13 protein-coding genes are annotated in these 14,735 nt (G+C 64.0%); 10 read left to right on the forward strand and 3 right to left on the reverse strand.

Annotation, left to right across the window (positions count from 1 at the left end; translation table 11 throughout):
* Positions 1–58: 58 nt before the first annotated feature.
* From BH93_RS07660 to BH93_RS07700, 9 genes are all read left to right on the forward strand, one after another.
* The gene (locus tag BH93_RS07660) at positions 59–1,462 is read left to right on the forward strand and encodes an amidohydrolase family protein (RefSeq protein ID WP_052064896.1); all 1,404 of its coding nucleotides are present in this window, start codon (positions 59–61) and stop codon (positions 1,460–1,462) included.
* Positions 1,463–1,551: 89 nt separating this feature from the next.
* The gene (locus tag BH93_RS07665; protein ID WP_037171668.1) at positions 1,552–2,073 is read left to right on the forward strand and encodes a DUF3558 domain-containing protein; all 522 of its coding nucleotides are present in this window, start codon (positions 1,552–1,554) and stop codon (positions 2,071–2,073) included.
* Positions 2,070–2,597, forward strand: coding sequence for a DUF3558 domain-containing protein (locus BH93_RS07670; protein WP_037171665.1), 528 nt, complete (start codon positions 2,070–2,072; stop codon positions 2,595–2,597). Before BH93_RS07665 ends, BH93_RS07670 begins: the two co-directional genes overlap by 4 nt.
* Before the next feature lie 293 nt (positions 2,598–2,890).
* A complete protein-coding gene (gene rpsL / locus BH93_RS07675; protein ID WP_008714048.1) occupies positions 2,891–3,265 on the forward strand; it encodes a 30S ribosomal protein S12 in 375 nt (124 codons plus the stop codon).
* A gap of 1 nt (position 3,266) precedes the next feature.
* Positions 3,267–3,737: a 30S ribosomal protein S7 gene (gene rpsG / locus BH93_RS07680; protein WP_003941856.1), complete on the forward strand. Its 471-nt coding sequence runs from the start codon at positions 3,267–3,269 to the stop codon at positions 3,735–3,737.
* Between the two features lie 95 nt (positions 3,738–3,832).
* The gene (fusA, locus tag BH93_RS07685; protein WP_032380505.1) at positions 3,833–5,935 is read left to right on the forward strand and encodes an elongation factor G; all 2,103 of its coding nucleotides are present in this window, start codon (positions 3,833–3,835) and stop codon (positions 5,933–5,935) included.
* A 102-nt stretch (positions 5,936–6,037) separates the two neighbouring features.
* On the forward strand, positions 6,038–7,228 hold the full coding sequence (gene tuf, locus BH93_RS07690) for an elongation factor Tu (protein WP_032380840.1): 1,191 nt from the start codon (positions 6,038–6,040) through the stop codon (positions 7,226–7,228).
* Between the two features lie 282 nt (positions 7,229–7,510).
* The gene (locus BH93_RS07695) at positions 7,511–8,821 is read left to right on the forward strand and encodes a 3' terminal RNA ribose 2'-O-methyltransferase Hen1 (RefSeq protein ID WP_242459150.1); all 1,311 of its coding nucleotides are present in this window, start codon (positions 7,511–7,513) and stop codon (positions 8,819–8,821) included.
* Entirely contained in the window at positions 8,818–11,343 is a 2,526-nt protein-coding gene (locus BH93_RS07700; protein WP_037171663.1) for a polynucleotide kinase-phosphatase, read from the forward strand. Before BH93_RS07695 ends, BH93_RS07700 begins: the two co-directional genes overlap by 4 nt.
* Positions 11,344–11,482: 139 nt before the next feature.
* On the opposite strand, the gene BH93_RS07705 is transcribed toward BH93_RS07700, so the two are convergent.
* From BH93_RS07705 to BH93_RS07715, 3 genes are read right to left on the reverse strand one after another with little or no spacing between them, the layout of a single operon-like run.
* On the reverse strand, positions 11,483–11,863 hold the full coding sequence (locus tag BH93_RS07705; protein ID WP_155290850.1) for a hypothetical protein: 381 nt from the start codon (positions 11,861–11,863) through the stop codon (positions 11,483–11,485).
* Between the two features lie 24 nt (positions 11,864–11,887).
* Complete coding sequence (locus BH93_RS07710; RefSeq protein ID WP_037171660.1) at positions 11,888–12,439, reverse strand: membrane protein; 552 nt, start codon at positions 12,437–12,439, stop codon at positions 11,888–11,890.
* Positions 12,436–13,377 carry a DUF6286 domain-containing Asp23/Gls24 family envelope stress response protein gene (locus BH93_RS07715; protein ID WP_037171658.1) on the reverse strand — a complete coding sequence of 314 codons (942 nt, stop codon included), beginning with the start codon at positions 13,375–13,377 and terminating at the stop codon, positions 12,436–12,438. Before BH93_RS07715 ends, BH93_RS07710 begins: the two co-directional genes overlap by 4 nt.
* Positions 13,378–13,574: 197 nt before the next feature.
* On the opposite strand from BH93_RS07715, the gene ilvA reads away from it, so the two are divergent.
* Positions 13,575–14,723, forward strand: coding sequence for a threonine ammonia-lyase (gene ilvA, locus BH93_RS07720; protein WP_230594758.1), 1,149 nt, complete (start codon positions 13,575–13,577; stop codon positions 14,721–14,723).
* The last annotated feature ends 12 nt before the right edge of the window (positions 14,724–14,735 follow it).

Below are 14,735 nucleotides of genomic sequence, written 5' to 3' on the forward strand. Positions count from 1 at the left end.
CTCGCAGGCTCTGCAGCACCGACGAACCTGTGCTTGAGTCTGGCGGGTGACTTCCGATATCGCACGCGTGCACCGCGGCCACATCTTTCACGTTGCAGGCTCGCCCACCGTGACGGACGCCGCAACCGCGCTGGTGTCGATTCCCGACGGTGCCCTTGTCGTCGGAGACGACGGCATCATCGAGTTCTGCGGTGAGTTCGATTCTCTCCCAAGCCGATTCGCAGACCTGGCGGTTGCCGATCATCGACCGGGGTTTCTGCTGCCTGGATTCGTCGACACTCACATTCACTTTCCGCAGACCTACGCCGGCGATTCCTACGGCGGCGGTCAGCTTCTCGAATGGCTGAACACGTGCATCTTCCCGTCCGAGTCGCGCTTTGCCGATCCCGAGTTCGCCGCGACGGCGGCCAGGGACTTCTGCGCCGCACGCATCCGGGCCGGGACCACGCAGGCGATGGTGTTCGGGTCGGCATTCCCGCACGCGCAGGATTCACTGTTCTCCGAGACGCACGAGCACGGACTGCGCATCGTCAGTGGCCGCGGTGTGCAGACCACCGGCCCGGCGTCGGCGCAGGCGTTGATCACCGGTGAGGACGAGGCCATCCGCCTGGTGTCCGAGGAGATCGAGAAGTGGCATGCCGCCGATACCGGCGACGTCGACACGGCGATGCTGCACGTGGCCGTCGTACCGAGGTTCTCGCTCTCGGTGACGACCGAGACGCTGAAGAACCTCGGCGAGCTCTACGACTCGGTACGGACACGTGGCGTCTACTTCCACACGCACCTCAACGAGAACAACCGGCCGGGCACGGGGGAGATCGATGCCACCAAGAATGCCTACGGGGTCGGTACCTACCTCGACACCTACGACGGCAAGTTTCTGCCGGGCTCGCAGGTCGGGGGCAAGAGCTTTCTCGGCAGGCGAACCATTCTGGCGCACGCGGTGCACTGCCAGGACGCCGAACTGGAGCGGATGGCCGAGACCGGCACCTCCATCGCGCACTGTCCTACCTCGCAACAGTTTCTGGGCTCGGGCACGATGCCGTGGAAGCGAACCGTCGCCGCGGGAGTGAACATCGCCATCGGCTCCGACTTCGGCGGCGGTGACGAATGGTTGCTACCGCTGGTGCTCGCCGACGCCTTCAAGGTGCACATCTCCGAGGCCGGGGACGACGGGTTGTCGCTGCACCCGGCGGAACTGCTGTTCACCGGAACTCTCGCAGGGGCGCGCGCCCTGGACATGGAGAACCGTATCGGCAATTTCGACACCGGCAAGGAAGGAGATTTTGTCGTCGTCGATCCGTCCGCATGGCCTCAGTTGGCGGCGGCGATCGACCACGGTGTTCGCGCCGACGATGCCGAACTGGCCCGAGACCAGACTCTGTTCGCCCTGCTGCTGGCGATGCGTGAACCTGCCATCGTCGGCGTGTACGTGCAGGGACGCGCTGTGCACGGCACATGACTGGAACGCCCTCCGATTGATAGGTTCAGTGCGGCGTCGAACTGCTGTAAACGTCGAACTGCAGGATCGGACAACCCGCGAAGGACCGCATGAAGCGAGTGGCACTGGTGATCACCGCAGTCGCCGCGCTGGTCGCGGGCTGCGGTGGTTCCGATACCGACGCCGCCGATGCCTCGACCGAGGCAGCGACGACGACCACCGGGGCGTACGAGCCCGGTCCGTTCTTCGGTGAATGCGGATCGATCACCGACGCCGAGGTGCAATCGGCGTTCGGAGCCGGCCCGTTCTCCCAGATCACCCGCAACTCCGTCGGCTGCCAGTGGGAGACCGTGGTCTTCAGCGGTCCGAGCGTCAGCTTCTCCTGGTACCGAGGCAGCCCGATCGGACGTGAACGCGCAGGCTCCGAGCTGATCGGCCGTCCGGCCAAGGACATCGAGGTCGACGGCAACCCCGGGTTCGAGGCCGAGCAGGGCACGCTGTGCGAGATCGGCGTCCAGTTCGGCGACGACTTCTTTCATTGGTCCATCACGTACTCCGACCAACCCGCCGCGCGTCCGCCCTGCGACGTCGGAAACGAGCTGGCACAGCTGACGGTGGAGCGCAAGCAATGACGCGCAGACAAGTGATCGCGGCGGCGTCGACCCTGTTGCTCGTCGCCGGATGCGCCCAGACGGTCGAGGGCACGCCGCGGCCGGCGAGCTTCGGCGGCTCTGGTAGTCAAGAATTCACCAAGTTGTTGACCGAGTGTGATGCCGTCTCCGACGACCAGATCACGGAGACGGTCGGTGCCGAAGACATCGCGCGCGGCTTCTTCGGGGCCATCTGCCGATGGGATCTGATCGGCTCCGCGGGCATCGTGAAGGTGACGTTCAACTGGTTCGAGTCCGGCACCCTGGCCGCCGAGCGGGCGGCCGACGAGAAGATGACGTACACCGTCAGCGACACAACAGTGCAGGGCCGCAAGGCAATACAGGCCCAGCGTCCGAACGATTCCGCCTCGTGCGGAGTCTCGGCCGGTGCGGATCGGGACGGCATCTTCGGGTGGTGGGTGCAGTATCAGCCGGATGTCGCGCACCCCGATCCCTGCCAGGCCGCGGCGAAGCTGGCCGACCTCACACTCAACCTGAGCAGATAGGTTGCGTACTGGGCGAAGGGTGTTTTGACCCGAGGCCGCGCCGCCGGGTATCGTTATGGGTCGTGTCCGGCCTGGCCGGACCGTTTGTGTGCCTATGCGAGGTACAGCCGTGCGCACGTTCGATCGAAGAGCGCGCAACCGGCTGGACGTGTGGGGGTATGCGACACACCCGACCGCGGGGTGCAAGAGACCCGCGATAGCAGTACTGGAGCAGCAGCAGTACCGGGTGAGGAGCAGTGTTCTCTTGCTCCAACTGCTAGATCCCTGTTTATCGACACGAAGAAAGCCGGTTTATGCCAACGATCAACCAGCTGGTCCGTAAGGGTCGCACCGACAAGGTTGCGAAACTGAAGACCGCTGCCCTCAAGGGCAGTCCACAGCGCCGTGGCGTGTGCACTCGCGTGTACACCACCACCCCCAAGAAGCCGAACTCCGCTCTCCGTAAGGTCGCGCGTGTTCGCCTGACCTCCTCGGTCGAGGTCACCGCATACATCCCCGGTGAGGGTCACAACCTGCAGGAGCACTCGATGGTGCTCGTTCGCGGCGGTCGTGTGAAGGACCTCCCGGGTGTGCGTTACAAGATCATCCGCGGCTCGCTCGACACCCAGGGTGTCAAGAACCGCAAGCAGGCTCGCAGCCGCTACGGAGCCAAGAAGGAGAAGAGCTGATATGCCACGCAAGGGCCCAGCACCCAAGCGGCCGCTGATCAACGACCCGGTCTACGGATCGCCGTTGGTCACGCAGCTCGTCAACAAGATCCTCCTCGACGGCAAGAAGTCGACCGCAGAGCGCATCGTCTACCAGGCGCTCGAGCAGGCTCGTGAGAAGACCGGCACCGACCCCGTAGTCACGCTCAAGCGTGCACTCGACAACGTCAAGCCTGCCCTCGAGGTTCGCAGCCGTCGCGTCGGTGGTGCCACCTACCAGGTGCCCGTCGAGGTTCGTCCCGGCCGCTCCACCACGCTGGCACTGCGCTGGCTGGTCACGTTCTCGCGCGCTCGTCGTGAGAAGACCATGGTCGAGCGTCTGGCGAACGAGTTGCTCGACGCCAGCAACGGCCTCGGTGCCGCTGTGAAGCGTCGCGAGGACACTCACAAGATGGCCGAAGCCAACAAGGCGTTCGCCCACTACCGCTGGTGATCTCCTCGCTCGGGCGGTATTCGGAACTATCCGATACCGCCGGAGCGTTGATCAGCTCAGGCAATACCTCTTCCAACACCAAGGCGGGTTAACTCGTGGCACAGGACGTGCTGACCGACCTCAACAAGGTCCGCAACATCGGCATCATGGCCCACATCGATGCCGGCAAGACCACCACTACCGAACGCATCCTCTTCTACACCGGTATCTCCTACAAGATCGGTGAAGTTCACGATGGCGCAGCCACCATGGACTGGATGGAGCAGGAGCAGGAGCGTGGCATCACGATCACCTCTGCTGCCACGACGTGCTTCTGGAACGACAACCAGATCAACATCATCGACACCCCCGGTCACGTCGACTTCACCGTCGAGGTGGAGCGTTCGCTCCGCGTCCTCGACGGCGCTGTCGCAGTGTTCGACGGCAAAGAAGGTGTCGAGCCGCAGTCCGAGCAGGTCTGGCGTCAGGCCGACAAGTACGACGTGCCGCGCATCTGCTTCGTCAACAAGATGGACAAGCTCGGCGCGGACTTCTACTACACCGTGCAGACCATCATCGATCGTCTCGGTGCCAAGCCGCTGGTCATCCAGCTGCCCATCGGCGCAGAGAACGATTTCGAGGGCGTCATCGACCTCGTGCAGATGAAGGCTCTCGTGTGGAGTGGCGAGACCAAGCTCGGCGAGAAGTACGAGATCCAGGAGATCCCGGAAAACCTCAAGGAGCGCGCGGACGAGTACCGCACCATGCTGCTCGAGACCGTGGCCGAGTCCGACGAAGCGCTTCTGGAGAAGCACTTCGGTGGCGAAGAGCTCACGATCGACGAGATCAAGGGCGCCATCCGCAAGATGACGGTCAACAGCGAGCTGTACCCGATCCTGTGTGGATCCGCGTTCAAGAACAAGGGCGTTCAGCCCATGCTCGACGCGGTCATCGACTACCTCCCGTCTCCCCTCGACGTTGCCGAGACCATCGGACACGCCGTCGGCGACGAGGAGAAGGAGATCACTCGCAAGCCGTCCGCAGACGAGCCGTTCGCAGCTCTCGCGTTCAAGATCGCGACGCACCCCTTCTTCGGCAAGCTCACCTACGTCCGGGTGTACTCGGGCAAGGTCGACTCCGGCGCTCAGGTCATCAACTCGACCAAGGGCAAGAAGGAGCGTCTGGGCAAGCTCTTCCAGATGCACTCCAACAAGGAGAACGCGATCGCGACCGCGTCTGCCGGTCACATCTACGCCGTCATCGGCCTCAAGGACACCACGACGGGTGACACGCTCTGCGATCCGCAGAACCAGATCATCCTCGAGTCCATGAGCTTCCCGGACCCGGTCATCCAGGTGTCGATCGAGCCGAAGACCAAGTCCGACCAGGAGAAGCTGGGAACAGCCATCCAGAAGCTCGCCGAAGAGGATCCCACCTTCTCGGTGAAGCTGGACGAGGACACCGGCCAGACCGTCATCGGCGGCATGGGCGAGCTGCACCTCGACATCCTCGTCGACCGTATGCGTCGCGAGTTCAAGGTCGAGGCCAACGTCGGCAAGCCGCAGGTCGCGTACCGCGAGACCATCCGCAAGACGGTCGAGAAGCACGACTACACGCACAAGAAGCAGACCGGTGGCTCCGGCCAGTTCGCGAAGGTCATCATCAAGCTCGAGCCCTTCGAGGGTGAAGACGGCGCGACCTACGAGTTCGAGAACAAGGTCAGCGGTGGTCGTGTGCCCAGGGAGTACATCCCCTCGGTCGACGCAGGTGCACAGGACGCCATGCAGTACGGTGTTCTCGCCGGATACCCCCTGGTCAACGTCAAGGTCACACTGCTCGACGGTGCGTACCACGACGTCGACTCGTCGGAAATGGCCTTCAAGGTCGCCGGCTCACAAGCGTTCAAGGAAGCCGCCCGCAAGGCCAGCCCCGTCATTCTCGAACCCGTCATGGCCGTCGAGGTCATCACGCCCGAGGATTACATGGGTGAGGTCATCGGCGACCTGAACTCCCGCCGTGGTCAGATCCAGGCCATGGAGGAACGCAGCGGTGCCCGTATCGTCAAGGCACTGGTTCCGCTGTCGGAGATGTTCGGCTACATCGGAGACCTTCGGTCGAAGACGCAGGGCCGCGCTAACTACTCCATGGTCTTCGATTCGTACGCAGAAGTTCCCGCGAACGTAGCGAAGGAAATCATCGCGAAGGTCAACGGAGAGTAATTCTCTTCGTTTGCTGGACCACGCTCGACCTGTAATAAGTAACAACACATACGCGTGCTTGCCCCGCAGGGGTACGCACAGATCAGTCCAGGAGGACACACAGTGGCGAAGGCGAAGTTCGATCGGACGAAGCCGCACGTCAACATCGGCACCATCGGTCACGTTGACCACGGTAAGACGACGCTGACGGCTGCAATCACCAAGGTTCTGCACGACAAGTTCCCGGACCTGAACGAGGCATCGGCTTTCGATCAGATCGACAAGGCTCCGGAGGAGAAGGCTCGTGGTATCACGATCAACATCTCCCACGTCGAGTACCAGACCGAGAAGCGCCACTACGCGCACGTCGATGCACCGGGTCACGCCGACTACATCAAGAACATGATCACCGGCGCGGCTCAGATGGACGGCGCAATCCTGGTCGTGGCAGCTACCGATGGCCCGATGCCGCAGACCCGCGAGCACGTGCTGCTCGCCCGCCAGGTCGGTGTTCCTTACATCCTGGTCGCACTGAACAAGGCCGACATGGTCGACGACGACGAGATCATCGAGCTCGTCGAGATGGAGGTCCGCGAGCTCCTCGCTTCGCAGGAGTTCGACGAGGACGCACCGGTCATCAAGGTCTCCGCACTCAAGGCACTCGAGGGTGACGAGAAGTGGGGCGAGTCGGTTCTGGAGCTCATGCAGGCCGTCGACGATTCCGTTCCGGATCCCGTCCGTGAGACCGACAAGCCGTTCCTCATGCCCGTCGAGGACGTCTTCACCATCACCGGTCGTGGCACCGTGGTCACCGGACGTATCGAGCGCGGCTCGGTCAACGTCAACGAAGAGGTCGAGATCGTCGGCATCCGCCCCGGCTCGACCAAGACCACCGTCACCGGAATCGAAATGTTCCGCAAGCTGCTCGACTCGGGTCAGGCAGGCGACAACGTCGGCCTCCTCGTTCGTGGCATCAAGCGCGAAGACGTCGAGCGTGGACAGGTCATCATCAAGCCCGGCACCACGACTCCCCACACGGAGTTCGAGGGCAACGCCTACATCCTCTCGAAGGACGAGGGCGGCCGCCACACGCCGTTCTTCAACAACTACCGCCCGCAGTTCTACTTCCGTACCACGGACGTTACGGGCGTTGTGACCCTCCCCGAGGGCACCGAGATGGTCATGCCCGGTGACAACACCGAGATGTCCGTCACGCTGATCCAGCCGGTCGCCATGGATGTCGGCCTCCGTTTCGCAATCCGTGAGGGCGGTCGTACCGTCGGAGCCGGTCGCGTCACGAAGATCGTCAAGTGATCTAGTTTCACCCTGCTCTACCGAAGCGGCACCCACCCTCACGGGTGGGTGCCGCTTTTGCGTGCGAGCGGCTCCGCCGCCCGCGTCAATGGACCCTTGTACCGCTCAGACGTATGCAGTGGTTCATTCACGCGGGCTGAGGTGGCCACCCACAGTGGGTGAATGAACCCTTGTCGCGGTCAGACGTGTGCAGTGGTCCATTGACGCGGTCCAAGCGAGCAACCAAAAAATGGGACGCATCGGACGCCCCACTCCCGTAACGTCGCTGCGGTGCTACTGACCGTGACTGCAAATGCCACAACCGATTTCCCGGACACCTCCGACATCGGGTATCTGTTGCACAAGCACCCCGATCGTGTGTTGAGCCGAAACCTGCCCATGGGTGCCGCGACGGTGCTCTATCCCGAGGTCTCGGCAGAGCGGACAACCCTCGCAGTACTGCTCGACGCTACCGACGACAAGAGTCCTGCCGCATCCGGGCTTGCGGTGGCACTGTCTCGGTTGTTCAAGCAGGCATTGACCGGCGTGTGCGCCACCAGGCCCGAGTTGGTCTCTGCCGCAATTGATCTGACTGTGTCGATGCCTGCCGCGCCGTCTCGCGGAGCGACCGACCTCGCGTCACGGTTGTTCGGTCCCCTGGGATGGAACGTGGAGGCGACGCCCATTCCGCTCGACCCGACGCAGTCGGAATGGGGCAACTCCGAATACGTCGACCTCGTTCTCACCGGCACGTTCACTCTGTCGGCAGCGCTGCGGCACCTGTACGTTCTTCTTCCGGTTCTCGACGACGCCAAGCACTATTGGGTTGGCGAGGACGAGGCAGACAAACTCGTTCGAGCAGCGGGGGATTGGCTCGGAGATCACCCCGAATCGTCGTTGATCGCATCCCGCTACCTGGCGCACCGCCGCGAACTCGTGGCCTCCGCGCTGGACCGACTGGTGCCCGACGCTCCGCAGGACGACGTTGCCCCGAGGGATCCGACGTTGTCCGAGCAGCGGGTACGCGCCGTGCTGGCAGCGCTGACAGACGTCGGCGCGAAGTCGGTGATCGACTTGGGTTGCGGCGAGGGTCGTCTGCTGCGAGAGTTGATGGCAGACAACATGTTCGAGCGGATCGTCGGTGCCGACGTGAGCGATCGGGCACTTGCGAAGGCGCATCGCCGCTTGCGGTTGGACGACATGGCAGATCGGCAGCGGACGCGTATCGAACTGCTCCAGTCGTCGGCGACCTACCGCGACGTTCGATTGCAGGGATTCGATGCGATGGTGCTCATGGAGGTGATCGAGCACGTCGACCTCGATCGGCTTCCGGCGTTGGTGCGCTCGGTCTTTCGCGAGGCCCGTCCCCGGACGGTTCTCGTGACCACACCGAACTCCGAATACAACGTGCTGTATCCCGGGCTCGAACCGGGTGCCTTCCGTCATGTCGACCACCGATTCGAGTTCACCCGCACCGAATTCGAGCAGTGGGCGTCATCGGTGGCCGACGGCCACGCCTACTCGGTTCGTTTCGAGGGAATCGGCCCCGTCGACGACACGCACGGCACCCCGACCCAGATGGCCGTCTTCACTCGAAAGGAGCAGTCCCAGTGAGTACTTTCGACATTCCGGATCTGTCCCTCGTCGTTCTGATCGGCATCAGTGGGTCCGGCAAGTCGTCGTTCGCGGCGCAGCACTTCGGTCCGTACGAAACGGTGTCGAGTGATGCCTGCCGAGGGATGGTGAGCAACGACCCCAATCTGCAGAGCGCAACCAAGGATGCGTTCGCCCTCCTCGAATTTCTGGTCGCGACCAGATTGCGGGCCGGCCTGCTCACAGTCGTCGACGCCACCAATGTGCAACCGGCCGCCCGCAAGGCGTTGATCGCGCTGGCCCGAGAACACGACGTGCTGCCGGTTGCCGTCGTGCTCGATGTGCCGGAATCGGTGTGTGCACAGCGCAATGCCGAGCGCACCGACAGGACGTTCGGCCGAGATGTGCTGCGCCGTCAGCAGTCACAGTTGCAGCGGTCCATGCGAGGTCTGGCCAAGGAAGGGTTTCGTTCGGTTCATGTGCTCGACGGCGTCGATGCGGTGGCGTCGGCGACGTTCGTTCGTACGCCTCTGCGTAGTGATCGACGTGAGCTGACCGGGCCGTTCGACGTCATCGGCGATATCCACGGGTGTCTCGCCGAGCTCGAAACCTTGCTCGCAGCATTGGGTTACACGGTGGAGCGTGACGAGTCCGGTCGAGCGGTCGGCGCAACGGCACCGGACGGACGGATGGCGGTGTTCCTCGGTGACTACGTCGATCGGGGGCCCGACTCGGTCGGAGTACTGCGGCTGGTGATGGGGATGGTCGGTGCCGGTGCGGCGCTGGCAGTCCCGGGTAACCACGAGAATAAGCTCGTCAAGGCACTGCGAGGTCGGAAAGTGACGGCCTCGCACGGTCTCGCCGAGACCCTCGAACAGCTCGACGCCGAGCCGACAGAGTTCCGCCGGGAGGTGCTCGAGTTCTGCGACGGTCTCGTCGCGCACCTCGTGCTCGATGGCGGAAGGCTCGTCGTCGCGCACGCCGGTCTGATCGAGAAGTACCACAATCGGGCGTCGGGCAGAGTTCGAAGCTTTGCTCTGTACGGCGACACCACCGGGGAGACCGACGAATTCGGCCTGCCGGTTCGATATCCGTGGGCGAAGGACTATCGCGGTTCGGCGACGGTGCTCTATGGGCACACTCCGGTGCCGGATGTGGAGTGGGAGAACAACACTGCGTGTCTCGATACCGGTTGCGTATTCGGTGGCAAGTTGACGGCGCTGCGCTACCCGGAGCGCGAGATCGTGTCGGTGCCGGCCGAGCAGGTCTGGTACGAGCCGGCTCGTCCGGTGGGTGCATTCGTCAGAGATGCGGCGTCGCTCGATCTGTCGGACGTGATCGGTCCGACAGGTGTCGAGACCTCGCTGCGCGGACGCGTATCGATTCGGCCCGAAAATGCTGCCGGGGCATTGGAGGTGATGAGTCGGTTTGCGCTCGCTCCGCAGTGGCTGCACTATCTACCGCCGACGATGGCACCGAGTCGAACCTCGGAGCGCGACGGGTACCTCGAGTATCCGACGGAGGCGTTCGACGCGTATCGGGCGCTCGGTGCGTCGGCGGTGATCTGCGAGGAGAAGCACATGGGCTCGCGGGTCGTCGTGGTCGTGTGTCGCGATGCCGAGACCGCGCGGGAGAAGTTCGATGCACCGGAGGGAGTGCTCGGTACTGCGTACACCCGCACCGGTCGTCCCGTGTTCGACGAAGCACTGACGGGAGAGCTGATCTCCGGAGTGGCCGACGCGCTCGAAAGAGCCGGGGTGTGGGACGAAGTGGATTCGCGCTGGCTGATTCTCGATTGTGAGCTGATGCCCTGGTCTGCGAAGGCGGAGGGGCTGATCAAGACCGAGTATGCCGCAGTTGGTGCGGAGTCTCGGGCCACTCTCGAGGCCGAAGCAGGTGTGCTTGCTCAGGCTGCGTCGCGTGGTCTGGACATGCAGGAACTGAGAGAGCGCAACAGAATTCGTCAGGACAATCTGGTGGAGTTCACCGCCGCTTATCGGCGCTACATCTGGCCGACCGACGGGTTGAAGGGCGTCTTGATCGCGCCGTTCCAGGTGTTGGCGTCGAATGTCGGAACCTATGCCGATCGTCCGCACCAGTGGCACCTCGATCTCGCCGACCGGATGGTGACGGCTGCTCCCGAGGTGTTCGCCGCGACCCGTCGGATCGAGGTGGATCTGTCATCGGCCGATTCGGTTGCGGCAGGAGAGAAATGGTGGGAGGAGCTGACGGCGCAGGGCGGCGAGGGCATGGTCGTCAAACCTGCCGAGAACTGTCCGCGCGGAAAGATGCAGCCCGGCATGAAGGTTCGCGGCCGAGAGTATCTGCGGCTGATCTACGGTGCCGACTACACCGACCCGGATCGACTGACTGCACTGCGCAACCGGAACGTGGGACACAAGCAGTCGATGGCTCTGCGCGAATACGCACTCGGCATGGAGGCGTTGGACCGATCGGTGCGCAATGAACCGCTGTATCGCATCCACCAGGCGGTGTTCGCAGTACTGGCACTGGAATCGGAGCCGGTGGACCCGCGCCTGTAGGTACCGATCATCGCAGGCGCGGCAGTCCGCTGGACCTCGAGTGCTGCGCCCACCCCTGCCTGGATCAATGTGGATTTCAGTCGCTCAGAGTGCAACAAAGGCGCATTGATCCGGGCCGGGGGAGGGGGAGGGCGCGGTATCAGTCCTTCGGCGACGCGAATGGAGTGATTCCAGCACTGATCGGTGCCGCGATTGCAGCAGCTATCCCGATCGACGCCCAGAAGGTCTGCGAGTCCAGCAGCAGACCGCCGGCGAGACCGCAGACCGCGACAACGAGGCCGGACCCGATCAGTAATGTCGATCCGACAGCGGCTTGTACGAGGGTGGGGGTATGGCGTGCTTTCAGCCAGATCATCGTTCCGGTTGCCGCGAATACCAGGGGAACGTAGAAGTAGACAGAACTGTCACCGAGTTTCGATGCGAACGCGGCAATCGCCAGTACCGCTCCGAATGCCACCGGAACAGCGAGGGGCATTCCACCGGACCATCGCTCGAACTTGCTGCGCGTCGATGCAACCATGGCCATACCGTACCGCCGGGACTGTTACCGACGCTTGTCGACGTGCAACTGAATTCGGGTAGCGACGTAGGTACCAGCGAGAGATTCGGCGACGAATGCGGCTCGTGATTCGGCCAGGGAGGTGAAGGCAACTACATCGAAGTCTGCTGCAGCATAGACCGATACAGCGATGGTGGGCATACCGCGATCATCGATCGCTGTTCCTCTGGCTCGTCGAACACCGTGAAATTCTGCCAACTCCGCGGCCACGCCCGAAGCGATCGCACTCAGGTCCACGTGCGCCGAGAAGTGCGGCTCCTCGATGACGCTCGCCGTTCCGGTACTTCGGGGAGAAAAGTTGCCGATCAACAACACCAGAGCCACCACGACGGCGACCGCGACGGCGATCGCCAGCGTCGGCATCCACCAACCCTGCTGCGGCAACTCCGCAATACGCGCACGGTCGAAGCGAGACAGCGTCTCTCGTGCCCACGGAACGTCGTAGTGCCAGGCAAGGGCGAAGCCGCCACCGGCCACGAGCACGAGCCCGGCGACGATGGCGAGAAGCCGATCCACCCCGGCGACGAATGTCTTCACGAGACCCTCGTCGGCTGCGCTACCGAATGCCGAACCGTGAGCCTGCGTCCACCCGCGGCGACGGACAGCACCGAAGCAAGGGAATCGCGCACGGCAGTATCGACACTGTCGACCTCGAAACCAGGATCGCGCTCCACCCGCACCTCGATCTTCTTTCGCGTCACGACGGTATGCGCGTCCGTGACTCCGCGAGTGGACTGCGCTGCAGCACTGCACAATCGAGCGATATCGGTGGGAGTTGCCCAGACAGTCGGCGCCCCGTCGCCCAGGCCAGAATGGGTTCTCGTGCGCGGTTTGACTCCGACGAACACGAGTGACAATCCGACGACGGCGGCACCGATCGCCGCAGCGATCATCCAACTCTGCCAGTGCAATCGGGCGACCCAGTCGATCGCGTCGGCGATCCACGGACTGCCACCGATACTTCCGTGCGCGATGAAGAACTCGCGGCCGGCTACGAAGGCAACGCCCAGCAGCACGAACCCGAACAGCAGCGCCACCGGCATCGCGGCCGGACCGGCGGTGGGGGGACGGGGTGAAACAGCCTGCGAAGCATCGGGATTCGCCTCAGGTGCGGGACCGCTGTCGAGGGTGGTGTCGGATACCAGCACGTTCACCCGATGCACGTGCAGTCCCGTCATCGTCGCCAGTGCTTCTTCGGCGGCTGTGTGCACTGCCTGGGTGACCTCGGTGATCTGCGACGGCCACCGGACACCGATGTAGAGGTTGACGGCAATCGTGTCCGCGCCGAGGGTGACGTCGGCGCGGGGTAGCTCTCGCCCGGTCAGTCGCGAGAGGCCACCGGTGGTGCGGGTGACCCGAGGGTCTTTCAAGGCCGCTGCGATGGCGGTCCGGGAGATGGCCCGATCCTTTATTTCTACGCTCCCGCGCGAACCGGGGTCGTCGCTGACCTCGTCGGATCCAGCCTGCGTCGTCACCGAGAATCCTTTGCGCCGGTCGCGGCTCGCTCTGGTGCGGCTCGCGCTCCACAACTGTAGTGACGGCCGACGTCGCATGCCGTCATGGGAGTAATTGTTCCTGGCATACTGCGACTGTGTCGGAAATTGTGCGGGTGACCGCGTCGGATATCGCCTCGGCCGAGGAGCTGCTGGAACCGGTGATGCGCCGGACCCCGGTGGTGGCCTCGCGGATTCTGTCGGATCTGACCGGCCACGAGGTGCGCCTCAAGTGCGAGAACTTGCAGCGCACCGGATCGTTCAAGCCACGCGGGGCGTACAACCGCATCGCCAGGCTCGACGCCGAACAGCGCGCTCACGGGGTGGTCGCGGCCAGCGCAGGCAACCATGCTCAGGGTGTCGCGTGGGCCGCGTCGCAAGTGGGGATTACCTCGACGGTGTTCATGCCGGTAGGCGTGTCGCTGCCGAAGCTGGTGGCCACCAAGGCATACGGAGCGACGGTGCATCTGGTGGGCAACACCGTGGACGAGGCGTTGAAGTCGGCTCGGGAATTCGCCGAACGTACCGGTGCCACCCTCATCCATCCGTTCGATCATCTCGACATCGTCGCTGGGCAGGCGACACTCGGTACCGAACTGCTGCAGCAGATGCCGGACGTCGGCACCATCGTGATCCCCACCGGCGGCGGGGGACTGCTGGCCGGAGTCGCCGCGGCTGTCAAGCTGACCAAACCCGACATCAGGATCGTCGGCGTGCAGGCTGAAGGCGCTGCCGCCTGGCCCGCGTCGCTGAAGGCGGGACACCCGATTGCGCTGGAATCGATGTCGACGATGGCCGACGGCATCGCGATCGGCCTACCCGGATCGGTGCCGTTCGATCACGTGCAGGGATGGGTGGACGACGTCGTCACCGTCAGCGAGGATGCGCTGTCGCGAGCTCTCGTGCTGTGCATCGAGCGCGCCAAACTCATCGTCGAACCCGCGGGCGCGGCGGCGGTGGCCGCGCTGATGACGCACTCCGCCGAGGAGCTCGGACTGACCGGCTCTGTGTGCGCCATCCTCTCCGGCGGGAACATCGATCCGCTGCTGCTCACCCACGTCATCACCCACGGTCTGCGGGCGGGTGGGCGCTACCTGGCTGTGCGCGTGACCATTTCGGACCGACCGGGCGGGCTCACCGGCGTGCTCGGGGTGGTGCGCGACGCCGGCGCAAGTGTGGTCGACGTCGTCCACTCCCGCACGGGTGGCCGGCTCGGCCTCGAGGAAGTCGACGTGATGTTGACTGTCGAGACGCGCGGACCCGATCACCGAGGCTCGGTGCTCGACGCCCTGGGCGCGGCCGGATATGCGGTGCACGTCGAGAACTGACCTCCCGGGCCA

Origin of the sequence: Rhodococcoides fascians A25f, from assembly GCF_000760935.2 — a bacterium.
GTDB lineage: Bacteria > Actinomycetota > Actinomycetes > Mycobacteriales > Mycobacteriaceae > Rhodococcoides.